Annotated in this window: 22 protein-coding genes; 9 read left to right on the top strand and 13 right to left on the bottom strand. The window is 72.7% G+C overall.

Going from position 1 to position 23,243, the window contains the following annotated elements:
- Positions 1-226: 226 nt before the first annotated feature.
- The 3 genes from BMY07_RS10505 to BMY07_RS10495 all read right to left on the bottom strand — a co-directional run bounded on the left by BMY07_RS10505 (position 227) and on the right by BMY07_RS10495 (position 2,533).
- Complete coding sequence (locus BMY07_RS10505; RefSeq protein WP_092776958.1) at positions 227-1,261, bottom strand: FAD-dependent oxidoreductase; 1,035 nt, start codon at positions 1,259-1,261, stop codon at positions 227-229.
- 91 nt (positions 1,262-1,352) lie between these two features.
- The gene (locus BMY07_RS10500; protein WP_092777351.1) at positions 1,353-1,724 is read right to left on the bottom strand and encodes a GNAT family N-acetyltransferase; all 372 of its coding nucleotides are present in this window, start codon (positions 1,722-1,724) and stop codon (positions 1,353-1,355) included.
- A 38-nt stretch (positions 1,725-1,762) separates the two neighbouring features.
- Entirely contained in the window at positions 1,763-2,533 is a 771-nt protein-coding gene (locus BMY07_RS10495; RefSeq protein ID WP_092776956.1) for a helix-turn-helix domain-containing protein, read from the bottom strand.
- Positions 2,534-2,613: 80 nt separating this feature from the next.
- Between BMY07_RS10495 and BMY07_RS10490 the strand changes: the two genes are divergently transcribed.
- From BMY07_RS10490 to BMY07_RS10475, 4 genes are all read left to right on the top strand, one after another.
- Positions 2,614-3,189: a TIGR03086 family metal-binding protein gene (locus tag BMY07_RS10490; RefSeq protein ID WP_092776954.1), complete on the top strand. Its 576-nt coding sequence runs from the start codon at positions 2,614-2,616 to the stop codon at positions 3,187-3,189.
- Between the two features lie 122 nt (positions 3,190-3,311).
- Positions 3,312-4,349, top strand: a complete 1,038-nt coding sequence (locus BMY07_RS10485) for an NAD(P)/FAD-dependent oxidoreductase (protein ID WP_092776952.1) — start codon at positions 3,312-3,314, stop codon at positions 4,347-4,349.
- 68 nt (positions 4,350-4,417) lie between these two features.
- Positions 4,418-5,842: an FAD-binding oxidoreductase gene (locus tag BMY07_RS10480; RefSeq protein WP_092776950.1), complete on the top strand. Its 1,425-nt coding sequence runs from the start codon at positions 4,418-4,420 to the stop codon at positions 5,840-5,842.
- Positions 5,839-7,386, top strand: coding sequence for an acetolactate synthase large subunit (locus BMY07_RS10475; protein ID WP_092776948.1), 1,548 nt, complete (start codon positions 5,839-5,841; stop codon positions 7,384-7,386). Before BMY07_RS10480 ends, BMY07_RS10475 begins: the two co-directional genes overlap by 4 nt.
- 260 nt (positions 7,387-7,646) lie before the next feature.
- Here BMY07_RS10475 and BMY07_RS10470 read toward each other — a convergent pair whose 3' ends face one another.
- From BMY07_RS10470 to BMY07_RS10455, 4 genes are all read right to left on the bottom strand, one after another.
- Positions 7,647-8,348, bottom strand: a complete 702-nt coding sequence (locus BMY07_RS10470; RefSeq protein ID WP_092776946.1) for a hypothetical protein — start codon at positions 8,346-8,348, stop codon at positions 7,647-7,649.
- Between the two features lie 288 nt (positions 8,349-8,636).
- Positions 8,637-8,852, bottom strand: coding sequence for a hypothetical protein (locus BMY07_RS10465; protein WP_092776945.1), 216 nt, complete (start codon positions 8,850-8,852; stop codon positions 8,637-8,639).
- 106 nt (positions 8,853-8,958) lie between these two features.
- A complete protein-coding gene (locus tag BMY07_RS33610) occupies positions 8,959-9,300 on the bottom strand; it encodes a hypothetical protein (protein WP_143073430.1) in 342 nt (113 codons plus the stop codon).
- 251 nt (positions 9,301-9,551) lie between these two features.
- Positions 9,552-10,802 (bottom strand): helix-turn-helix domain-containing protein, encoded by a 1,251-nt coding sequence (locus tag BMY07_RS10455; protein ID WP_092776943.1) that lies wholly within the window; start codon positions 10,800-10,802, stop codon positions 9,552-9,554.
- Between the two features lie 545 nt (positions 10,803-11,347).
- Here BMY07_RS10455 and BMY07_RS10450 point away from each other — a divergent pair.
- The 5 genes from BMY07_RS10450 to BMY07_RS10430 are packed head-to-tail and all read left to right on the top strand — an operon-like array spanning position 11,348 to position 15,055.
- The gene (locus tag BMY07_RS10450) at positions 11,348-12,436 is read left to right on the top strand and encodes a Re/Si-specific NAD(P)(+) transhydrogenase subunit alpha (protein WP_092776941.1); all 1,089 of its coding nucleotides are present in this window, start codon (positions 11,348-11,350) and stop codon (positions 12,434-12,436) included.
- Positions 12,437-12,757, top strand: coding sequence for an NAD(P) transhydrogenase subunit alpha part 2 (locus BMY07_RS10445; protein ID WP_092776939.1), 321 nt, complete (start codon positions 12,437-12,439; stop codon positions 12,755-12,757).
- Complete coding sequence (locus tag BMY07_RS10440; protein ID WP_092776937.1) at positions 12,754-14,142, top strand: NAD(P)(+) transhydrogenase (Re/Si-specific) subunit beta; 1,389 nt, start codon at positions 12,754-12,756, stop codon at positions 14,140-14,142. The genes BMY07_RS10445 and BMY07_RS10440 overlap by 4 nt, the downstream gene beginning before the upstream one ends.
- Positions 14,143-14,192: 50 nt before the next feature.
- Positions 14,193-14,600, top strand: a complete 408-nt coding sequence (locus BMY07_RS10435) for a VOC family protein (protein ID WP_092776935.1) — start codon at positions 14,193-14,195, stop codon at positions 14,598-14,600.
- Positions 14,597-15,055: a hypothetical protein gene (locus BMY07_RS10430; RefSeq protein ID WP_092776933.1), complete on the top strand. Its 459-nt coding sequence runs from the start codon at positions 14,597-14,599 to the stop codon at positions 15,053-15,055. Before BMY07_RS10435 ends, BMY07_RS10430 begins: the two co-directional genes overlap by 4 nt.
- On the opposite strand, the gene BMY07_RS10425 is transcribed toward BMY07_RS10430, so the two are convergent.
- From BMY07_RS10425 to BMY07_RS10400, 6 genes are read right to left on the bottom strand one after another with little or no spacing between them, the layout of a single operon-like run.
- Positions 15,025-16,518, bottom strand: a complete 1,494-nt coding sequence (locus tag BMY07_RS10425; protein ID WP_092776931.1) for an ArnT family glycosyltransferase — start codon at positions 16,516-16,518, stop codon at positions 15,025-15,027. The genes BMY07_RS10430 and BMY07_RS10425 overlap by 31 nt on opposite strands.
- A complete protein-coding gene (locus BMY07_RS10420) occupies positions 16,515-17,510 on the bottom strand; it encodes a polysaccharide pyruvyl transferase family protein (RefSeq protein WP_177215516.1) in 996 nt (331 codons plus the stop codon). The genes BMY07_RS10425 and BMY07_RS10420 overlap by 4 nt, the downstream gene beginning before the upstream one ends.
- The gene (locus BMY07_RS10415) at positions 17,507-18,271 is read right to left on the bottom strand and encodes a phytanoyl-CoA dioxygenase family protein (protein ID WP_092776927.1); all 765 of its coding nucleotides are present in this window, start codon (positions 18,269-18,271) and stop codon (positions 17,507-17,509) included. The genes BMY07_RS10420 and BMY07_RS10415 overlap by 4 nt, the downstream gene beginning before the upstream one ends.
- A 3-nt stretch (positions 18,272-18,274) precedes the next feature.
- Complete coding sequence (locus BMY07_RS34945) at positions 18,275-20,749, bottom strand: glycosyltransferase (RefSeq protein ID WP_218150641.1); 2,475 nt, start codon at positions 20,747-20,749, stop codon at positions 18,275-18,277.
- The gene (locus tag BMY07_RS10405) at positions 20,746-22,164 is read right to left on the bottom strand and encodes a glycosyltransferase family 4 protein (RefSeq protein WP_092776925.1); all 1,419 of its coding nucleotides are present in this window, start codon (positions 22,162-22,164) and stop codon (positions 20,746-20,748) included. Before BMY07_RS10405 ends, BMY07_RS34945 begins: the two co-directional genes overlap by 4 nt.
- Complete coding sequence (locus BMY07_RS10400) at positions 22,161-22,922, bottom strand: glycosyltransferase (RefSeq protein WP_092776923.1); 762 nt, start codon at positions 22,920-22,922, stop codon at positions 22,161-22,163. Before BMY07_RS10400 ends, BMY07_RS10405 begins: the two co-directional genes overlap by 4 nt.
- Positions 22,923-23,243 lie beyond the last annotated feature (321 nt).

Raw genomic sequence — 23,243 nt, 5'->3', positions numbered from 1 at the left:
GCCCGTGGGTGACTTCCGGGGACGGGCTCGGCACCGGCGGCGTGCGGGGCGGTGAGTCGGAATCGCGGGCCAGCTGGCCGCGGTGAGGACAGGCCGCCGCCGTGGGCGGTCGGTGCTGGGCGGGCGCTTCCGTCGGGCGTGGCGAGCGGGTGTGCTCGGGGAGCGTGGGCCCGCGTTCCCAGGGCACGGCCCGCGAGTCGCGTGCCGTGGAGTCGGGTCGCCTGGGTCAGGCGGGGACGGGTGTGGCGAGGTAGTGGCGCAGTGCGGTGACAGCCGCTCTGCCTGCGCGGTTGGCGCCGATCGTGCTGGCAGAGGGGCCGTAGCCGACCAGGTGGACGCGCGGGTCCGCGGTCACCTGCGTGCCCGTCATCGTGATCCCGCCTCCGGGGTTGCGGAGGCGGAGCGGGCTCAGGTGGTCGAGAGCGTGCCGGAAGCCGGTGGCCCAGAGGAGGGTGTCGGCCCGCACCTCGTGGCCGTCCGGCCACGCGGCACCGGTCGGGGTGAGGTGGTCGAACATGGGGTGCCGGGTGAGCACACCGCGTGCTCGGGCCGCCGCGACCTCCGGGGTCAGCATCAGACCCGTGACGCTGACGACGCTCTCGGGGACCCTGCCCGACTCCACCGCCTCGGCCACCCTCGCCACCACCTCGCGGCCGTACTCCGGCGTGAACGGCTCGTCACGCCAGACCGGCTCGCGTCGGGTGACCCAGGTGGTCTCGGCCGCGACGTCCGCGATCTCCATCAGCGCCTGGACACCCGACGCGCCGCCACCGACGACGATGACGCGCTTGCCCGCGAACTCCGCCGGGCCGTCGTAGTCGGCGGTGTGCAGCTGCCGACCGTCGAACCGGCCGGGGTAGCGGGGCCAGAACGGCTTGTCCCAGGTGCCGGTCGCGTTGATGACGGCGCGGGTGGTCCACGTGCCCGCGTCGGACTCGACCGACAGGCCACCGGTGGTCTCGCGCACGGCCCGCACCGCCACCGGGCGCACCACCGGCAGGTCGAACTCGCGCTCGTACGCCCCGAAGTACTCCGCCACCACCTCGGACGCGGGCCGCGACGCGTCCGCGTGCGGGAGGGGCAGGCCGGGGAGGTCGTGGATGCCGTGCACCTTCCCCAACCGCAGGCTCGGCCACCGGTGTTGCCACGCCCCACCCGGCCCCGGGTTCGCGTCCAGCACCACGAACTCGAGCCCCGACCGCCGCAGGAAGTACGCGGCCGACAACCCCGCCTGCCCCGCCCCGATCACCACCACGTCCATGCCCACTACAACGCCACCGGGCCCCGGCACCTTCCGTTGCCCGGCTCACACCCGAGCCCGGCCGTGGTCGGTGACCGCGGGACCGTCGGGGTCAGAACTTGCTGGGGCGGTCCATGTACGTCTCGTCGGGGGCCGCGAAGCCGAAGGACTGGTAGAGGGTGTGGGCGTCCCTGGTGTGCAGCATCCAGCGGAACCGGGCGCCGGGGCCGTCGTCGATCATGGTGCGGACCAGGGCCTTGCCCAGGCCCTGGCCGCGGGCCGACTCCAGGACGAACACGTCGGCCAGGTAGGCGATGGCGATGCCGTCGGAGAGGGCTCGGGCGAAGCCGACCTGGGCGCCGGTGGCGCGGTGGTAGGCGCCCACCACCCGCCAGGACACGGCTACCTGGGTGGTGATCTGTTCGCGCGTGCGCCAGGTGCCCCAGTAGGCATCGGTCGACAGGTACGTCCAGACGACGTCCATGTCGACGCGACCGGGGTTGTCGTCGATCTCGTAGTCGCTCACGCCCGCAACCTATAGCGGGCGGGGGAGGTGCCGATCGCGGCGGTGAACTCGCGGGTGAAGTGGGCTTGGTCGCTGTAGCCGAGTTCGGCGGCGAGGGCGGCCCAGTCGACCGGGCCGCCCGCGTCCGCCCTGGCCGCGGCCTCGTGCATGCGGTGCCGTCGGATGACCCACTTCGGGCCGACGCCGACGTACTCGTTGAACAGCCGTTGCAGGGCGCGCACGGACAGGCCCGATGCCGCCGAGAGCAGGTCGACCCTGGTGAGGGCGAGGTCGTCGAGGATCAGGCCGACCAGGTCGCGCACCTGGGTGACCGCGGGGTCCGGGGCGGGGAGCCGGGGGAGCAGGAGCGCCTCGGCGGCGGCCACCATGGCGTCGTCGTCCGGTGCGCAGGCGATGGGCTTCTGGGTGTCCGCAACGCCCAGCCAGTCCGCCACCGGGAGGGTGCGGTCGGTGAGGTCGGCGACGCGGCGGCCCAGCCAGGGGCGGAAGCCGCCGGGGTGGAAGCGCACGCCGAGCACCTGGCCGCGGCCGGTCAGGCGGCGGGAGAAGCGGCCGCGCAGCACGCCGTGCACCAGGGCGTCCGCCGCGCTGAACACCACGTGGACGTTCGGGTGGGGGATGACCTGCTGGGTGAACGGTTCGGTGAGGTCCCACGACACGATCCAGTGGTAGTGCACGAAAGGAGCCAGCGCGGGGGAGGGGTCGACGGTGCGCAGCCGGAACTTGGTCCGGCCGGTCCGCTCGTCGAGCACGCCCCTGGTGTCCACACCGACACGGTAACTCCGGGCACCGACATCGGTCGTGTTTGTTCAAGCGGGGTCGGCCGGGGCGTGGCAGGGTGCCGCCCATGAGTCCGAGCTTGATGTCGCGTGCCACCTCGGGTGTGGTCGCGCTCGCCGCGTCCGTCACCCCCGACCAGTTCGACCGGCCGACGCCCTGTCCCGAGTGGACGGTGCGGGACCTCGTCAACCACCTCACGCTGTGGAGCGGGGTCGTCGCCGAGCGCGTCGCCCGCAAGCTCCCGGCGCCTGCCGACGGGTCCGAGGACGAGGCCATCGACTTCGCCGCCCAGTGGCCCGCCCGGTTCGTCGACGGCGCCACCCGGGCCGCCGAGGCCTGGGACGAGCCCGGTGCGCTGGAGGGCGAGACCTCGATGATGTCGGGCCCGCGGCCCGCCCGGTTCTTCCACGACATGCTGCTCGCCGAACTGGTCCTGCACGGCTGGGACCTGGCCACCGCCACCGGCCTGCCCTTCGACGTCGACCCCGAGGTCGCCGCCGTGGCCCGCGACAGCACCGCCGCCATGGCCGAGCAGGGGCGCGAGTACGGCGTCTTCGGCCCCGAGGTGCCCGTCCCGGCGGACGCCCCGGCGCTGTCGCAGGCCCTCGGCGTCAGCGGCAGGGACCCGGAGTTCCGTCCCTGACACCGCCTCGGGTTCTGGCTCTCACGGACTGCGTGCCTGTGCGCCTTGAGTGTGAGTCACGCAGCTGAGGCAGGGTTCTCGACGCTCGTGGAGTTGTGCTTGGCGGCCGTACTGTGGCCGGTATGGGTTACGACGTGGTGGTTGTCGGCGGGGGGATGGCTGGGATCTCGGTGGCGGCGGAGTTGGCCGCGCACCGGTCGGTGGTGGTGGTCGAGGCCGAGGCGGAATTGGCTCGGCACTCGACGGGGCGGTCGGCGGCGCTCTATGCGCCTAGCTATGGCGGGCCGGTCGTGCGGGCTCTTACCGCTGCCAGTGGGCCGTTGTTCGGGGATGGGGTGCTGAGTCCCCGGCCGATGTTGTGGGTCGGGGACGTCGGCGGGCTCGATGGGGTCGAGGAGCTCACCGAGGGCGCGGCGCGGGACCTGTGTCCGGTGTTGCGGCCGGGGCGGTTCGACCGGTTCGCGGTCGACCTGGGGACGATGGACATCGACGTCATGGGGCTGCACCAGCGGTACGTCCAGCGCTTGAGGGCGGCGGGCGGGGAGATCCGCAGGGGCGCGCCGGTGACCGCGCTGCGCCGCGACGGGCAGGGGTGGCGGGTCACGGCGGGCACCGAGGAGATCGTCGCGGGCACCGTCGTCAACGCGGCCGGGGCCTGGGTCGACCGGATCGCCGGGCTGGCCGGGGTGCCCGCGCTCGGGGTGCGGCCGATGCGCCGCACCATCGCCATCGCGACCGGTCCGACGCCGGTGGGTCAGGGGTGGCCGTTGGTCGCCGACGTCGGCGACACCTTCTACTTCCGCCCCGAAGGCCCTGGCGTGCTGGTGTCCCCTGCCGACGAGACGCCGGTCGACCCGGGCGACGCCAAGCCGGATGACCTCGACATCGCGCTCGCGGTCGACCGGGTCAACGAGGTGACCACCCTGGGTTTGCGGTCTGTCCGCACGGCGTGGGCGGGCCTGCGCACGTTTGCCCCCGACCGTGAGCCTGTCGTCGGTGAGCTCCCCGGCCACCCCGGCTTCACCTTCCTCGCGGGCCAAGGCGGCTACGGCATCCAGATGGCCCCAGCCCTCGCCGTGACCGCGGCCCGGCTCATCCTGGGCCAGACCGTCGACACCGCACCCGAGCTGTTGTCTCCGACGAGGCTCCTGCTCGGGTAGGTCCTCGTTGATCCCCTGACTGCCCGATTCGCACTATCGTGGGGGCGTCGGCGGCGGAGGGAACTGTCATGGCGGATGTCGGGGCCAGGCTCGCGGGAGTCGTCGAGGATGTGCGGTCGGGTGCCGACGCGGCCGAGGAGTACGGGCACGACGAGGCGTTGAGCACGGCCCTGGTGCGGCCCGCCTACGTGGTCCGGCCGCGTACAGCCGAGGAGGTCGCCGCGGTGTTGCGGGTGGCCACCGAGGAGCGGGTGCCGGTCACGGCGCGCGGGTGCGGGACGGGACTGTCCGGCGGTGCCATCCCGAGCGCGGACGGGATCGTGGTGTCGTTCGAGCGGATGAACGCCGTCCTGGAGATCGACACCGACAACCACGTCGCCGTCGTCCAGCCGGGCGTGACGCTGCGCGAGCTCGACGAGAGGACCGCCGGGGCCGGGTTGGTCTACCCCGTGTACCCCGGTGAGCTGAGCGCGAGCCTCGGCGGCAACGTCGCCACCAACGCGGGCGGCATGCGGGCGGTCAAGTACGGGGTCACCCGCCACCACGTGCTCGGCCTCGAGGCCGTGCTGCCCACCGGGGAAGTCCTGCGCACCGGCGGGAAGTTCGTCAAGTCCAGCACCGGCTACGACCTGACCCAGCTGATCGTCGGCTCCGAGGGCACCCTCGCCCTGGTCACCGAGGCCACCCTCAAGCTCCAGCCCCGGATCCGGCACAACGCGACCGTCCTCGCCCCGTTCCGGGACCTCGCCGGGGTCACCGCCGCCGTGCCCAAGGTCGTCGCGTCCGGGCTCGCGCCGCTGATCCTGGAGTACATCGACGGCCTGACCATGGGGGCCATCACCTACACCGCCGACCTCCACCTCGGCGTGCCCGACGAGGTCCGCGACACCGCGCAGGCCTACCTGGTGGTCATGCTGGAGAACCGCGAGCAGGACCGGCTCGACGCCGATGTGGAGGCCGCGGGCCAACTCCTGTCCGACCTCGGCGCCATCGACGTCTACGTCCTGCCCGGTGGCGCGGCGCGCAAGCTCGTCGAGGCCCGCGAACGGGCCTTCCACACCGCGAAGGCCGCGGGCGCCGACGACGTGATCGACACCGTCGTCCCGCGCGCGGCGCTGCCCGCGTTCATGGCCGAGGTGACCACGATCGCCCAGGCCAACGAGACCTTCATCGTCGGCTGCGGGCACGCGGGTGACGGCAACGTGCACCTCGCGCTGTTCCAGAAGGACCCGGACAAGCGCGCCACCGTGCTCAAGGCCCTCTTCGCCGCCGCCATGGCCCTCGGCGGCGCGATCTCCGGCGAACACGGCCTCGGGCGCACCAAGCGGCGGTACTTCCTGGACCTGGAAGACCCCGCCAAACTCGCTCTCCTGCACCGCATCAAGCACGCCTTCGACCCGGCGGGCATCCTCAACCCCGGCGTCCTCCTCGACAGCACCCCTGACGGCAGCGCTGCCCAGGACGGCGGCGACCACCACGAAGGACAGGTATGAACGGCGCGCAGGCTCTGATCCGCACTCTCGCCGACTCCGGTGTCGAGGTGTGCTTCGCCAATCCGGGCACCTCGGAGATGCACTTCGTGGCCGCGTTGGACTCCGTGCCGCAGATGCGCGGGGTGCTGGCGTTGTTCGAGGGTGTGGTCACCGGTGCCGCGGACGGGTACGCGCGGATGGCGGGGCGACCCGCGGCGACGTTGCTGCACTTGGGGCCGGGTCTGGTCAACGGGTTGGCGAACCTGCACAACGCGCGGCGGGGCCGGACCCCGGTGGTGAACGTGATCGGCGACCACGCGCGGCACCACAAGGCCGTGGACGCCCCGCTGGAGTCCGACATCGACGCGCTGACCGGGTGGACCGGTGGGTGGAGTCGGACCTGCGTCGACCCGGCGAGGATCGGCGCCGACGCCGCCGAGGCCGTGGCCGCCGCCGCTGAGGGGCGGATCGCGAACCTGGTGCTGCCTGCCGACGTGTCGTGGGGTGATGGCGGCGTCGCGGCGAATCCCGTCCCGCCGACGAGCAAGTCCACTGTGGAGGATTCGACGCTCGCGGCGGTCGCCGAAGTGGTGCGGTCCGGTGAGTCGACGGTGATCCTGCTGGGTGGGGCGTCGACGCGCGAGCGCGGGTTGCGGGCAGCCAGTCGGATCGCCGCCGCGACCGGGGTGAAGTTGTTCGTCGAGACCTTCCCCGCGCGGATCGAACGCGGCGCGGGCCTGCCTGCCGTCGATCGGCTGGGTTACCTGGCCGAGCAGGTGCAGTGGCAGCTCACCGACGTCCGCCACCTCGTGTTGGCGGGGGCCAAGGCGCCGGTGTCGTTCTTCGCCTACCCGGGCAAGGCGAGCGAGCTGACGCCGGACGGCTGCGCGACCCACCTGCTCGCCGACCACGCCGACGATGTCGTCGACGCCCTGGAACGGCTGGCCGACCTGGTCGCCGAGGGTGTGGAACCGGTGCTGCAGAACGCTTCCCGGCCCGAGCTGCCCGCGGGGCCGCTCACCCCGCAGAACTGGACCGAGGTCATCGGCGCGCTGCTGCCCGAGGGCGCCATCATCTCCGACGAGGCCAACACCTCCGGCCTGATGATCCCGATGACCACCGCCGGAGCCCCCCGCCACGACGTGCTCACCCTCACCGGCGGCGCCATCGGCCAGGGCCTGCCGGTCGCGGTGGGTGCCGCGGTCGCCTGCCCGGACCGACCGGTGATCTGCCTGCAGGCCGACGGCAGCGCGATGTACACGATCTCCGCGCTGTGGACCATGGCCAGGGAGAACCTGGACGTGACCACGGTGATCCTCAACAACCGCGCCTACGCCATCCTGCGGATGGAACTCACCAGGGTCGGCGCCGAGGCGGCAGGCCCCAAGGCGAAAGCCCTGCTCGACCTCGCCGCCCCCGACCTCGACTTCGTCCGCATCGCCGAGGGCATGGGCGTCCCCGCGACCAGGGCCGCCACCGCCGAGGAACTGGCCGAGCAGTTCAGCCGAGCCATCGCCGAACCCGGCCCACACCTGATCGACGCCATCGTGCCATCGCTGATCTGATCCTCCGCCACTGACGTCGCGCGGTCTTCCCGGCGTGGGTGAACCCCGGCGGCCATAGGTCGACCAGGGCCACTGCCGTTGGGGGTCGGTTGAGCGGTCTGGTCGGGCTGTCGCCGAGCCGTGCGCAGTTGATCGGCGCCATGGTGCCGTCGCTGATCTGATCCGCCGCGGCCGTGTGGTGCGGTCGCGGTGGGGGTGTCGGGCAAGGGAAAGGGCCACCAACCGTGGTGGTTGGTGGCCCTTTCGCCGGGTGGGTGGCGTTACTTGGACTCGGTGTCCACGCCGCTGTCCGCACCGGTGGTCGTGGTGTCGGTCAGGTTGTTGGTCAGGTCGCTGACCGCGTCGGTGACCGGGGCGGTCACGTCGGTGACGGTGTCGGTCACGTCGGCGACGACGTCGGTGACCGGGGCGACCGGGCTGGTGGTGTTGGTGTTGCCCGTGCCCGCGGTGTGGCTGTGGGTGCCGCGCAGGTCGAGGTCGAGGTCGATGTCGGCGTCGATGTTGAGCAGGTCGCCGTCGAGCAGGTCGCCGAGCAGGCCGTGGTTGCCCAGCAGGTCGCCGTCGAGGTCGAGGATGTCATCGAGGTCGAGGTCGTCGAGCAGGTCCAGGTCGAGGTCCAGGTCGATGTCCAGACCGTCGAGCAGGTCGCCGAGCAGGCCGTCGCCGTCCAGCTCCTCGTTGAGGATCCAGAGCGCGTCCTCGACGTCGATGTCCAGGTCGGCCGCGAGGTCGTTGGCCCAGTCGAGCAGGTGCTCCAGCTCGTAGATCGAGTCGTGGTCGGCGAGGTCCTCGAGCAGGTCGTCGTCGAGACCCGCGATGTCGATGTTCGCGTTCGCGAGGAGGGTGACGACCGCGGACACCGGGATGTCCGTCGCCTCAGCGGAGGCCGTCGGGGCCGCGAAGCCGACGGCGAGAGCCGTGGCAGTTGCCAGGAAACCGAGGCGGAGTGCGGCTTTGCGCATGGGGAAGAGCTCCTAGTGACTGGCCGAATTGGACACTCATGAGCGTTCCAGAGGGACAATGGCCCTGGCGAGTCCACATTGGGGTGGCCACGTTCGTGATCGAATTTCGCGCCCGGATGGCCCTTGTGCTGCGATTGGTACACCTTCGGGGGAAGAAGCCGGCTGCGGTGAGCGGAACTCACTGATCGCCGCGCCCACGATAGGAGGACACCCTTTCGTGGGTGGCGTGATCACAAAAACGCCGGGCCGGAGCGAAAGCCCCGGCCCGGCGTGCTCGCACTGCTCCGATCAGGGGTTGGTCCCGGTGAGGTCGATCAGTGGGCTGGCCACGTTCACCGAGTCGGCGTTGATCACGTTGATGGTCAGGTCCGGCACGATCGACTCGCCCGCGACACCGCCGTCGGTGGTCTCGGCCGCCGCGCTCGTCGCGGTCGCGGTCGCCAGGCCGAGGGTGAACGCGACGAAACCGAGTGCGGTTCCGAGGCGCAGAACTGTTGTGCGCATGCGGTTTTCTGCTCCTAGTCCAGCAGGGGATTGACAGCGGCTAGCAGCCTGGCAGAACCCGCGACCCGCGGCGAGTCCACAGTAGAGTGATCACCCGATCGACTGGCTACCGCTCCCGCGCCGCCCCGCCACCGGCCGCCCCGGCGTCACCGGCCTGCTCGGCGCCGACACCCGCCCCGGTGTCGACCACCGGCTCCGGCGTGACGACCGGCTCGGTGTCGACGACCGGCTCGGGGGCGACCGGGGTGTCGACGACGTCCCCGTGCCCACCCGCCGAGTCCCTGGCCGCCGCGCCCGCGTCGACCACCTCGGTGACCCAGGCGCCGACCTCCTTGGCGATGTCGCGCACCGCGTCCGCGATGATCACCGCGATCTTGCCCGCGTGCGCCGCGGCCGACTCGGCCACCTCCGCGATGGTCTCCCTGGTGCTGTCGAACTCGCCTGCCATGGGCCTGCCCCCGTCCCGCTCGCGCCCGCGTTCGCCGCGGCCGTCGACCGACGGTACCGCCGGTCGAGGGGGGAATCCCACCCTGACCGCGGTCCGGTGCGGGGCTGACCAACCGGACCGCGACACCGGTGCGCACCGGCGAAGTGGCCCGGCCGGGCTGTAGGCCGATACCAGGCACGGATCATCTCCAGTCGGAGACGCTCGCGGGGCAGCCCCGACGCCCGGCGCCCGGGGTCGGGGCTGCCGCCGGGTCACCGCCGGGGCGGTCCCACCCGGCGCGGGGCCAGCAGCGACCGGACCATGTTCAGCGCGCGGAACTCCCCGGGCACCCCGGTCGGCCGGATCAGACCGGCCTGGAGCAACCGGTGCAACGCCGCCGCGGCCACCTGCTCCGGGACGCCGCGCTCGCGGGCCACGTCGCGCACCGACCGGCCGGGGCCGACGAGCGCGGCCAGCAGCGCGGTGTCGGACCCGCGCAGCCCGTCGAGCGTCGCGGTCACCGCCGCGCGCAGGTCGCCGACCACGCGCCGGGTGGCGGGCCCGGCCGGGGTGGTGAGCTGGAACGGGTCGCGGCGGGCCGCCTCGACCAGCCGCGGCAGCGGGTAGAGCGGGAACCAGCTGGCCGCGGCGATCAGCGCGGCCGGGACGCCGTCGAGCGCGTCGCACAGCTCGCGCAGCTCGGCGGCCGGGAACGAGCGGTCCTGGCCCTGGGCGCGCAACCGCGAGACCAGCAGCCTGGTCGCGGGCGAGTCCGGCCCGTCACCGCGCGCGGCCAGCGGCCGCAGCGCGACGGTGTGCGCCTCCGGCCGGGCCGAGGGCACGCGCGCGGTGGTGAGCAGCCGCAGCCGGGGGCATCGGCTCAGCAGCTCGGCCAGGCCCGACTCGGGCACCCGGCCGGGCACCCGGTCGTCGACCATCAGGTACGCCGGGGTGTCGCCGACCAGTCCGGCCAGCTCGGCCAGCCGCGGGCTCGCGCCGCCGAGCAGCAGGTCGGCGACGGTGCCGGGCAGCGGCGCCGGGCTCGCGCCCGGGTCGACCCACCACACCGGGTCGGGCACCGCGTCGTGCAGCGCCCTGGCCACCTCGGCCGCGACCCTGCTCTTGCCGACACCGGCGACGCCGACCAGGGACACCCAGCGGTGCCCGCCGGTGGTGAGCAGCTCGACCACCCCGGTGACCACCCGGTCCCGGCCGACCAGCGGCGCGGCGGCGGTGGGCGGCAGCTGTGAGGCCGTGGCGGGTACGCCGCCGCCGGACTGCAACCGCAGGTGGTCCGACGGGCTCATGTGCAACGCGCGGGCGAGCAGCAGCAGGGTTTGCTTGCGCGGCCGCTCGACCTTGCCGAGTTCGAGGTCGCGGATGGTGCGCTCGCTGACCCCCGAGCGCACCGCGAGGCGCGACTGCGTCATCCCGCGGCGCAGCCGGGTCGCCAGCAGGAACTCGCCGAGCTCGGTGGCCGGGCGTTCCGCCCGCAGTGCCCCGGTTGATCGTGCTGTGTGCATGGTCGTCAAACCTCACAAGGTCGGCCACGCTCGGTGGCGGTGCGATCGACGCGAGTGGACCGCTTGCCGCGCAGACGCTGTGTTCACCCCAGAACGCGCTGCGCGGGCGCAGGCCACGACCGACTGCGTGACCTTAGATCAGCCTCTCGCGTTCCCCAGTTCCCGAAGCCGTGCGCTCCGGGTCATTCGCGATGGTGAGCCCCCATTACCCTCTGAAAGCTATCGGTGTGCGCGATCCGGGACAACCGGCTGTGATCTGCTTCACACGCATTGCCCATCGAGTGGAGCAGTGCGGGCAACTGCGCCGCTCGGAACACCATCAAAGGGTTCTTTTCGCGTCTTTTCGGCGGTACGTGGTGCGCGATGGTCATGACGTCCGGACCCACCGTGGGTATTCCCCGGGTAAATCGGCGGTGCGGATTTCCGGCCTACTATCGGCGACATTTCCCGGCGGCCCGCGGAGTGGACCGGGCCGCCGCCCGCGGATGCCGAGTGGCAACTGGTGATGACCAGCGGTCGGCGGCCGCAAATGGTACAACTGTACTGTGACCGCCAACACAGTGGTGGGCGTGCCCGCTGAGACCGCCGGGGGCGAGCGGCGGGTCGCGCTCGTGCCGAAGGTGGTCGAGCGGCTGGCCGCCAGGAACATCTCCGTGGTCGTCGAGCCAGGCGCAGGCTCGGCGGCGCTCATCCCCGACGACGCGTATGTCCACTCGGGAGCGACGCTGGGCGACCCGTGGTCGGCCGACGTGGTGGTCAAGGTCGCGGTGCCGACCGACGACGAGATCGCCAGACTCCGCGCCGGTGCGGTGTTCATCGGCTTCCTCGCCCCGTTGACCCAGCCGGAAAAGGCGCAAGCGCTGCGCGCGGCGGGCGTGACGGCGTTCGCGATGGAGTCGATCCCGCGCATTTCCCGCGCCCAGTCGATGGACGCGCTGTCCTCGCAGGCCAATGTCGGCGGATATCGAGCCGCGTTGGTGGCCGCGGAGCACCTGACCCGGTTTTTCCCGATGCTGACCACCGCCGCGGGAACGGTCCCGCCCGCGAAAGTCCTCGTGCTCGGCGTCGGCGTCGCGGGCTTGCAGGCGCTGGCGACCGCGCGCAGGCTCGGCGCGCACACCACCGGCTACGACGTGCGGCCCGAGGTCGCCGACCAGGTCCGCTCGGTCGGCGCGCAGTGGTTGGACCTGGGCATCGAGGCGACCGGCAGCGGCGGGTACGCCCGCGCGCTGACCGACGACGAACGCGCCGAGCAGCAACGGCAACTGGCCAAGGCGATCACCGGGTTCGACGCGGTGATCACCACCGCCCAGGTGCCCGGCCGCACCGCGCCGACGCTGGTCACCGCCGAGGCGGTGCAGGGGATGCGCGCGGGCAGCGTGGTGGTCGACCTGGCCGGGGAGTCCGGCGGCAACTGCGAGCTCACCAGTCCCGGCGCGGTCGTCGTCGAGCACGCGGTGACCATCGCCGCGCCGCTGAACCTGCCCGCCACCATGCCCGAGCACGCCAGCGAGCTCTACGCCCGCAACGTCGCCGCGCTGCTGGACCTGCTGGTGGCCAAGGACGGGGCGCTCGCGCTCGACTTCACCGACGAGGTGGTCGCGGGTGCCTGCGTCACCGGGCAGGAGGTCTAGATGCTCGTGCAGAACCTCGCCATCCTGGTGCTCGCGGGTTTCGTGGGTTTCGCGGTGATCTCGAAGGTCCCCAACACCCTGCACACCCCGCTGATGTCCGGCACCAACGCCATCCACGGCATCGTCCTGCTGGGCGGGCTGATCGTCGCCGGGCTCGGTGCCGAGGGTGTGCTCGACAAGATCCTGCTGGTCATCGCCATCGCCTTCGGCACCATCAACGTCATCGGCGGCTTCTTGGTCACCGACCGGATGTTGTCGATGTTCAAGGCGCCAGGGCGGGCGGGTGGGAGCAAGACCAACCAGAAGAAGGAGCAGCGATGAGCCGCGATGTCGTCATCCAGCTGCTCTACATCGTGGCCTTCGCCCTGTTCATCTACGGCTTGATGGGCCTGACCGGTCCCCGGACCGCGGTGCGCGGCAACTGGATCGCCGCCGCGGGCATGGGGGTCGCGGTCGTGGCGACCCTGCTGACGCCCGGCATGGGCAACTGGTGGTTGATCCTGCTCGGGGTCGCGATCGGCACCGCGGTCGGCGTGCCGTCGGCCAAGCAGGTGAAGATGACCGCGATGCCGCAGATGGTGGCCCTGTTCAACGGGGTCGGTGGCGGCGCGGTCGCGCTCATCGCGTGGGTGGAGTTCCGGGAGAGCCACGGGTTCGACGGCTCGCCCGCGCACGTCGCGGTGGCCAGCCTGTTCTCCGCGATCGTCGGCTCGATCTCGTTCTGGGGCTCGCTGGTGGCTTACGGCAAGCTGCAAGAGGTGATCACCGGTCGCCCGGTCGGCATCGGCAGGCTCCAGCAGCCGCTGAACCTGGTGCTGCTGCTGGCCTCGATCGCCTTCGCGGTGGTGATCATCGGTGGCGGCGACGCGCAGCTGCTGATCATCGGGCTGCTGGTGGCCTCCGCCGTGCTCGGCGTGATGGTGGTGCTGCCGATCGGCGGCGCGGACATGCCGGTGGTCATCTCGCTGCTCAACGCCCTGACCGGCCTCAGCGCCGCGGCGATGGGCCTGGCCCTGGACAACACCGCGCTCATCGTGGCAGGCATGATCGTCGGCGCCTCCGGCACGATCCTGACCAACCTGATGGCCAAGGCGATGAACCGGTCCATCCCGGCGATCGTCGCGGGCGGGTTCGGCGGCGGGGGGAGCGGCACGACCCAGGCCACCGGCGACCAGACGGTCCGGCGCACCAGCGCCTCCGACGCCGCGATCCAGATGGCCTTCGCCAACCAGGTGATCATCGTCCCCGGCTACGGCATGGCCGTGGCGCAGGCCCAGCACGCGGTGCGGGAGATGGCCGAGCTGCTGGAGTCGCGCGGGGTGTCGGTGTACTACGCCATCCACCCGGTCGCGGGCCGGATGCCCGGCCACATGAACGTGCTGCTGGCCGAGGCGGACGTGCCCTACGAGCGGCTCAAGGAGATGGACGACATCAACCGCGAGTTCGCCCGCACCGACGTGGCCATGGTCATCGGCGCCAACGACGTCACCAACCCGGCCGCGCGCACCGACCAGGACTCGCCGATCTACGGCATGCCGATCCTCAACGTCGACGAGAGCCGCTCGGTGATCGTGCTCAAGCGCGGCATGGCGCCGGGGTTCGCCGGGGTGGACAACGCGCTCTACTTCGACCCGAAGACCACCATGCTTTTCGGTGACGCGAAGGCGTCGGTCGCCGATGTCACGGAGGAACTGAAGGCGCTCTGAGACCCTTCTGCCATGCTTGGGCCGTTCGGCCGGGCTGGTTGGAGGACCTCATGCGGTGGACCCTGGAAGTCGTCGTCGTGCCGGTCAGCGACGTGGAGCGGGCGAAGGCGTTCTACGCCGACCGGCTCGGTTTCCACGTCGACCACGACACCCAGGCCGGGTCGGTGCGGTTCGCGCAGCTGACCCCGCCCGGCTCGGGCTGCTCGATCGTCATCGGCATGGGTTCGATGGCGCCCGGTTCGCTGCAGGGCCTGCAGCTGGTGGTCAATGACATCCGCGCGGCTCATGCGGAGCTCGTCGCGCGCGGGGTCGAGGTCGGCGAGGTGCAGTACGCCTCCCGCGAGGGTGGTTTCCGGCCCGCGACCGACGACGACGACCTGAACAACTCGGGTTTCCTCTTCTTCAGCGATCCGGATGGCAACGGCTGGGCAGTGCAGCAGATCACCGCGCGGCCGTGAGACCGCCTGCCCTGTACCGGCACCCGGTCGAGCGGGTCGGTCTGCTGTGGACGTCCGCGGCGTGCCTGCTCGGCGTCGGGCTCGCCGTGCTGCTGTGGACGCCGGAGAGCCTGCTCGACAAGGCCATGTTCGTCGCCGCGGCCGCCATCACGGCCATCGCGACCGGGTACCAGGCGCTGTTCCCGTACTGCTTCGTCCGCGACGGCAAGCTCGGCATCCGGACCGTCCGCGGTCTGCGCACGGTGGAGCTGTCGCAGATCAGCGGCGTGTGGGCGCGCGACGCGCGGGCCCCGTTCGGCCGTGGGGTCTACCGGTACCCGGCCATCACCGTGGGCGACAAGGTCGTCCCGCTCGACCGCGCCCACTACCGCCCCGGGTACCGCAGGCAGCGGCGGATCGAGGAGTTCCTCAGCCAGGTCGAGCCTCAGGGCGCCACCACCTCCGGGATCAGCTGACCGGACCGCACGGCCCGCTCCAGCGCGGTCGGGTCGAGCCGCCACACGACCGTGTTGCCGCCGCTGGGGCCGGTCGTGCGGAACACCGGCTCGGCGTGGGCCGCCAGCCAGGGCAGCAGGTCGGGGGAGGCGTAGCCGTACCCGAGGCCGAGCGGGCGGCTCTGGGTGAGGACGTAGTCGGCGCGGAAGCGGTGCAGGGCGCCCAGCGACGTCCAGGTGCCGACGCGCAGGTTCCTGCCCTCGCCGGAGTGCAGCGCGAACTGCGCGGTCGGGGTGGTCAGCCCGACCCGGGACCCGGGCGGGACCTGGGTGTCGAGGTAGGCGCGGGCCTGCTGGTAGCCGTTGTCGGTGACCCCGCGCGCGTGGGTGGCGAAGGCGAGACCGGTGACGACCAGCGCGGCCCCGGCGGTCACCAGCACGGGCCGCAGCCGCACGGGCAGTTCCACGGCGACGATCCCCAGCGCGAGCACGCCCGGCACGACGACGAAGTAGCCCATCTGCTCCTCGAGGGTCCCGAAGGCCAGCGAGAACAGGCCGAGCAGCCCCATCACGGACGCGACCAGGCCGACCAGCCTGCGGTCGGCGCGGGCCGAGCGCAGCGCCAGCACCCCTGCGGGCACGGCCAGGCCGAGCAGCAGGTACGACGTGCCGAACCGGCCGAGTTGCCCGAGCAGGGTCTCCAGCAGGCTGGGCGCGGTGGGGGAGTTGAAGCCGCTGATCTGGTCCAGGCCCGCCATCCGCCGCAGCCCACCGATCTTGTGCGACCACCAGTCCGGCAGCCGCCCGGCGAACGCGAGCGCGATGGCGTAACCGAGGTAGGGGACCAGCGTGGTGCCGAGGACCTCGAGCGCTGTGGCGCGCGGGAGGGTCTTCTTCCAGACCATCGCGAGGATGACCGGGAGCAGCGCGGGGATGGCGGAGACGTCCTTGGCCAGGACCGCGAGCCCGAGCAGGAGGCCGCCGACGTAGACCAGCCACCGGCGTTTCTCCAACCCCACCAGCAGGCACAGCCAGCCGGCGAGGATCAGCGCGAACGCGGGCGTCTCCAGCATCACGCGGCTGTCGTTGCGCAGCACGAACGGGTCGGCGGCCAGCACGACGGCGCCGACGACCGCGATCGCGGGCCTGGTGGTGCGCAGCAGCAGGACGTAGGCCAAGGCCACGACCACGGCGCCGAGCAGCGCGTTCACCCACCGCAGCTGGAAGACGAGCGCGGTCGGGTCGGGGGACAGTCCGAAGAGGCCGGTGATGGTCCCGTTGAGCCAGAAGGTGAGCGGCGGGTGCAGGTAGAACGCCTCACCGGCGAGGTTGGGCCACTCGCCGCGGCTGACGGAGAGCGCGAGGCGGGAGTAGGTGACCTCGTCGATGAACAGCTCGTTCGCCGTGGTGAGGCCCCACAGCCGCAGCAGCAGCGCCAGCGAGACGACCGCCGCTCCGGCGAGGACCAGCTTGGCGCGCGTCACCGGGTGACCACCCCGGCCAAGGTCTCGTCCACCCAGCGACCCGCTCCGCCTGGGGCAATCACCGTGCCGCCGTGTTCGGTGAGGAACGCCTTGGACTTCTCCTCCCAGTCGAACCCGGCGAACGGCACGCCCGTGCCCGCCGCGAACACCAGCGCGTGCAGGCGCAGGCCGAGGACACCCGCCGCGCGGCCGACGACGGCCTTGGCCAACGCCGGGGGGAGTTGGGGTCCGATCACGGGCAACCCGATGCCCAGTTCCGCGGCGAGCGCGGCGTCACGTTGCGCCAGGCCCAGCCCGTAGTCGGCATGGGTCGACAGCGCGAGCGCGGCTACCTCGCCACCGCGTTCCCGCCACCGGACGGCGGCTTCGAGGCAGGTGCGGTGCAGCGCGGCCATCCTGGTGCTGTCGGGAAGTGCCTTGAGGGACAACAGGAGCAGCGGCTTGGTGGCGTCCACACCTGCTCCGGCGAGTGCCAGGTCCGCCGCTTCGGGCGGGGCGGGTGGCAGGTCGAGCGCGAGGTCACCGACCACGGGCACCGGGACGCCCAACGTCCGGGCGGACAGGTCGTCGCGGACGGTGAGCCTGCCGAACATCGCGGCCGACCGGAGTCTGCGCAGGACCGGTCTCGGTGTACCCGGGTACACCCCGATCGCCAGGTAGAACGTCGCCCGCCCCGCCCGGTGCGTCGCCTCGACCACCGTGGGCAGCAACCGGACCAGCGGCGGCAACCCGGACCCGAACATCCCGCCGCCGACCACCAGCACCGCGTCGCACCACCGCAGCCCGGCCGCGAACGACACCGCCGCCACGGGGCGCGCCGCCACCCCGTGGGTCCACTCGACCAGCCTGGGGTTGCGGGACAGCACGCTGACCTCGGTGCCGGGCTCGAGCTCCGCGAGCGCCCTGGCCAGCAACGCCTCGTCGCCGGTGTTGCCGTTGCCGAAGTTGCCCACCACCAGGACCTTGCGCGCGCCGCCGAGCTCGACCGTCACCGGGCCACCGCCTTCCCGCGCCAGGTCCTGGTCTGTCCGAAGTAGACGGCTCGGTGCAGCAGCGTCGCGGTGGGGAGCACGGTCCTGGGGTGGGTGAACTGGAGTATCCATGCGGTGCGGGTCGACTTCCCCTGGTTCGGGTGGGCGCTGTGGACGGTCTCGAACAGGTGCAGGGCGGCCCCGCCGACCGGTAAGGGGACGTCGACGGCGTCCGCGTCGGTGGCGCCGACCGTGCGCAGGGCGCCGCGGCGGCCGGGGACCGGTTCGTGCGGGAGGACCCCGTTGAGGTGGCTGCGCGGGACGTAGCGCATGCAGCCGTCCGAGGCGGTGACCGGTCCGGTCGGGATCCAGATGTTGAGGCGCTGCTCCGGCAACCCGGACCGCTTGTGGACGCGGTCCTGGTGCCACACGGTCTCGAAGCCGCAGCCGGGCGGTTTGCGGATGCTGTGGTCGAAGCGGAACCACGTTCCCGCGCCGAGCACCTGCCTGGCCAGGGCCTTGGCGCGCTGGAACACCGCCGTGCGCCGCAACCCAGGCGACAACACCGAGGGGTACAGGATCTCCGGTACCTGCGAGCCGAACTCGCCGTCGCTCGCGCCGAGGTCGAGGACACTCGCCGGGGGCAGGTCGCCGAAGCGGTCGAACAGGCCGTCCAGGTGCCCGGCCACCTCCGCGATCTCGTCCTGGTCGAACAGGTCCGCCACCCCCAGGTAGCCCTCCGCCGCCAACGCGTCCCGCTCGTGCTCACCGATGACCCGCACGCCTCACCTCTCCTGCCAATCCCGGACCGCGGCCCGATACACCCGGTCCTGGTCCATGGCCAGCCGGTCCCACGAGTACGCGCGGGCGAGGTGGCGCCCGCCGCTGCCCAGCCGCTCCACCCGCGCCTGGTCGGTGGCCAGGTCGGCCAGCGCGCGGCCGTACGCCGCGGTGTCGAACGCGGGCACCAGCACCCCGGCCGACTCCGGCACGACCTCGCGCAGGCAGTCGATGTCGAAGGCCACCACCGGGCTCCCGCACGCGGCGGCCTCCAGCGCCACCATGCCGAAGGTCTCGAACCGCGACGGCACCGCGACCACCCGAGCGCCCGCGTACAGCCGGTACTTGGCCGCGCCGCTGACCCAGCCTGCGAACCGCACCCGCCGCTCGATCCCGTGCTCGGCCGCCGCCGCCCGCAGACGCCGTTCGTCCGGGCCGGTCCCGGCGAGCACCAAGTCGCCCGGCAGCCGGTCCGCCTGCCCGGCGAAGGCGGCGAGCAGCAGGTCGAGGCCCTTCTGCGCGATCTCCAGCCTGCCGACGAACACGACGTCGTCACCCCGGGGCGCGGTGACCTCGAACGCCGCGGCGTCCACCCCGTTGGCGACGACCTCCACCTCGGCCGAGGCGTTCATCGCGCGCAGCCGCCGCGCGATGCCCTCCGACACCGCCACCAGCCTGCGGTGCGTGCGCACCCCGGCCCGCTCGACCAGGAAGAACGGCAGCCGGTACTGGCGCGACTTCTCCCCGGCGTTGAGCCACTGCACCACCCCGAGCGTCGGCCGACCGGTCCATAGTGGAGCGCCGATGCTCGACACCGGCGCGAAGAAGTCCTCCACCACCAGGTCGGCGGCGTGGCGGCGGGACACGAACGGCAGCGCGACGGCGTAGCCCGCGATCCGCCCGAGGTGGGTGCGGCCACTGCCGATGCCGACGTGCTCGTAGCGGACCCCGTCCTGGACCCGGTCGACGCACCCCGGCCAGCGGGTGGTCAGGACCGTGATGTCGTGGTTGCGGGCCAGCCTGCGGTTCATCTCGTGCGTCCGCACCGCGCCGCCACCGGACCCCGGCAGGGCGGGGTCCTCGAACCCCAGGTGCAGCACCCGCAGCCGTGGTCCCGCGCTCGCTTGCCTCGGCTTGCGAACACCGCGCAGCACAACGACTCCCACGAGCACGGTGGCGACCATCCACGCGGGAGCCCAGCGCGCCGCCTGCCACAGCACCACGCCTGCCACCAACGCAACGACCAGCGACGCCCAGGGGAGTGGCAGGCGAGCCGCCGTGATCAGCACACCCGCGGCCACGAGAGCCGCAAGGCACACACCCGTGGCGATCCCCCAGGAATGCCACCCGACGGCCGTCCCGGCAGCCATGAGCACGGCCGCGACAGCCAGTGCCGCAACGGTTTTGCGGTAAGCACCCTGTGCCTGGAGGACAGTCGCGGCCAGGGTCATCAGGCCGAGTCCGAGTCCGGTCACGGCCGTCAACGGCAACAGCGAGGTCGCGCCTGCCAGGTGCGCGGGCACCAGCCACGACACGACCTGCGGGGGAGCGGTCACCAGGACGGCCGTCGCCGGAAGCGCCAGCCATCCGTAGGTGGACACCATCTCCTTTGTCACAGCCTCCTTCGTCACAGCACGGTTCGGCAGCCGGGGGAAGGCGACCACCGCCAACGCCGCCGCGACGAACAACGGGACCCGACCCAGCGCCGCCGCCAACTGGTACGCGGCCGTGTCCGGGCCGGTCCCGGCGACGACCGGCGCCAACGCGATGTCCGCCGCCGTGACCACACCCAGCAACGCCTGCACAGCGCTCAACCCGGCCGTCTCGGCCCACTGAGCCCGGTCCCGCACCACACCGCGCCGCCACGACAGGTCCGCCCAGGCCCGCGCCCCGCCCGCCCGCGCCACGAGACCGCCGACCGACAACACCACCGACCCCACGACGAACGCCCCCAGCGCCCCGGCCGCGCCGAACCCCAGCGCGATCGCGGCAGCCCCGGCACCGACCCTGGTCACGACCTCCGCGACCCGCAGCGCCGCCAGCCGCGCAAACCTTTGCTCACCCTGCAACCAGCCGACCGCGCACCCGGACAGCACGATCGCGACGACCGCGGCGGCGACTGCGGCGACAGCGGGGAACGGCGCGTACACCGCGGTCACCGCGGCGACGACCAGCGCCGCGGGAACAGACCCGAGCACACCGACCGCCAACGCGTGCGCCATCGCCGCGCGCCGCTGGGGTGTCCCAGCCGGGTGCGCCTTCACCGCCCTCGCCAACGCCCACGGCACCGCGGCCGACGCGGCCGTCCCGGCCAGCAGCAACAACGTCTGACCGGAGGCGAACACGGCGTACTCGGCGCTGGGCAGCCCGTGCGCCAACACGATCCCGTACGCGTAGCTGACGAGGCTCACCACGACCGTCGCACCGGCGACCAGCAGCCCGGCGCGGGCCAGCGCCGGTTCGTCCGCCGCCTGGGTCACGCTTTCGCCGTGGTCGGTACCGCGACCCCGGTCAGCAGGTGCTCCTCGGTCGCCAACTCGATGCTCACCGGCTCGACGTTCCACCGCGCCAGCACGGCCTCCGCGTCGAGTTCGTCGCACCCGTGCAGCAGCGCGCTGCCCAGGTCGCCGACGATCCGCACCTGGTCGGTCCGCCTGCCCCGCGGCGGTTCCACGTCCAGCGGCACCCGGAACCGCACCGCCGTGACCATGTCCGACCGCGCCGACCTGCGCTCCTTGACCCGCGTGGCGCCGGTGCCCGCCCGCCGACTGATCTCGCCCAGCACCACCCCGGCCAGCAGTTCCGCGCTGCGGTCCCAGGTGAACGCCGACGCCCAGTCCCGGCAGTCGTCCGACATCCGCGCCGCCGTGCCGTCGTCGGCCAACTCGGCCAGCGCGTGCACCAGCGCGACACCGAACCCGTCCACGTCGGACACCAGCCACCCGGTCCTGCCGTGCCGCACCGAGTCGTCGATCCCCGCCGCCGCCAGCGCCAGGCACGGCACGCCGAACCGGGCCGCCTCCAGCACCGTGCAGCCCCACCCCTCGCCCTGGGAGGTCGACGTCGTCAGCCAGGCGCGCTGCATCAGCTCGTCGCGCCGCTCGTCGGAGAGCCTGCCGCGGAAGCGGACCGTGCCGCGCAGGCCCAGCTCGCCCGCGAGCAGTTCGAGCGCGCGCCGCTGCTTGCCGTCGCCGATCACCTCGACCCGCAGGTTCGGCACCGCCGCGACCACCTCCGGCAGCGCGCGCAGCAACCGGTCCACCCGCTTGTGCGCGACCAGGCGGCTCACCAGCACGACCGTCGGCTCCGGGTCGCGGGGACCGGCCCGGTGCGCGGGCGGCTCGTTTCCGTTGGGCACCACGAACACCGGCCCGCGCACGCCCAGCGCCGACCGCATCTCCCGGCGGGTCGACGGCGACACCGCCACCATCGCCCGGTCGCGGTAGACCCGCCTGCTGACCGGCCCCTCCAGCAGCCGACCGACCGCGGCGACCGGCTTGCCGAAGTGCGCGCCGAACTGCTCCTGGTGGACGTGGTGCACCACCTGCACCACCGCCGTCGACCTCGGCACGAACGCGGGGGCGAAGAACGGGATCCCGTTCTGGCAGTCCAGCACCGCGTCGAACAACCCGCCGTAGCGCAGCATCGACGCGGCCGCCGCCGGGTAGAGGGTGAACTCGCCGCCGCGCCGCAGCACCTGCACGCCGTCGACCACGTCCCGGCCCGGCGACCCCGGCGGGCGCGCGGTCAGCCAGGTGACCTTCACCCCGGCCGCCACCCAGCGGCGGGCCACCTGGTGGGCGTACAGCTCGGCGCCCCCGGCGCGGGGGTGGTGGATGTCGCGCCAGTTCAGCAGCAGCACCGAACGGCCGCGCAACGCCTCGAGTGCGGTCACGGGCGGGCTCCCAGCAGGGTCAGCGCGGCGCGGAAGGCGGGCAGGCCGTCGCGCAGCGGGCGGAGGGTGGACCTGGCGTCGTCGCTCCAGGCGACCGGCAGCTCGACCACCGTGCCGCCCTGGGCCCGCACACCGCGCAGGAGTTCGACGTCGAAGGCGAACCCGGTGACCGCGCACCCGGCGAGGGCGCGCTGCACCGCGGTCCGCTCGAAGAACTTGAAGCCGCACTGGGTGTCGGCGACCCCGGGCACCATCCGCCTGGCCAGCGCCCGGAACGCCGCACCGCCGACCCGCCTGGCCACCGGCTGCCTGCGCAGGATCGCGGCGCCACCGGCGTACCGGGAGCCGATCACCGCCGTCGCGCCCGCCTCCAGCGCGGCCAGCGCCTCGCCGAGCGCGTCGATCGGCGTCGCCAGGTCCGCGTCGACGAACCCCACGTAGCGGGCGGTGCTGGTCATCATGCCCCGGCGCACCGCGGCGCCCTTGCCCGCGATCGCGCAGCCGATGACCTGCACCGGCACACCGGTCACCGCGCGTCTGGCCACCCGGGAGGTCGTGTCCGCGCTGCCGTTGTCCACCACCACGATCCGCGACGACCACGACCGGGTCGCCAGGTACCGCGAGGTCGCCGCCAGCGACTCGCGCAGCCGCCGCGCCTCGTTGAACGCCGGGATGACCACCTCGACGTCGACCGGGTCGCGCCTAGCTTGCCTGGTCGGGGACGCGGGGGTGGTCGGGGTGAGTTGTGCCTGGGTCACGAACGGGTCCCCCTGGGATCTGGGATGCAACGCGATTCGCCGGTCGCGACCATATGCCACCTTCGAGTGAATCGAAACCGGGCCGGGTGAACCCTTTGTTAAGGGCGCTCGACAACGGCGGGCGATAGCGCTGGTTAATCGCGAAATCGGTGAATTCCCTCACACGGTGCAACCTGGTGTTTTTACCCCGTTCCCGCTGGTGGTGGCCTTGTCGGCGAACCGGCAGCGGACTGCCTGATTCGACCGCTTCCCTACTTTCGGATGATTCTGAAATGTGGAATACGAGGGTTCGTCGCACTAGCCGCCGCTGGGCGCGGGGGT

Origin of the sequence: Actinokineospora terrae (assembly GCF_900111175.1) — a bacterium.
GTDB lineage: Bacteria > Actinomycetota > Actinomycetes > Mycobacteriales > Pseudonocardiaceae > Actinokineospora > Actinokineospora terrae.
The sequence above is the reverse complement of the archived record's forward strand: the minus strand, read 5'-3'. Positions and strand labels throughout refer to the sequence as shown.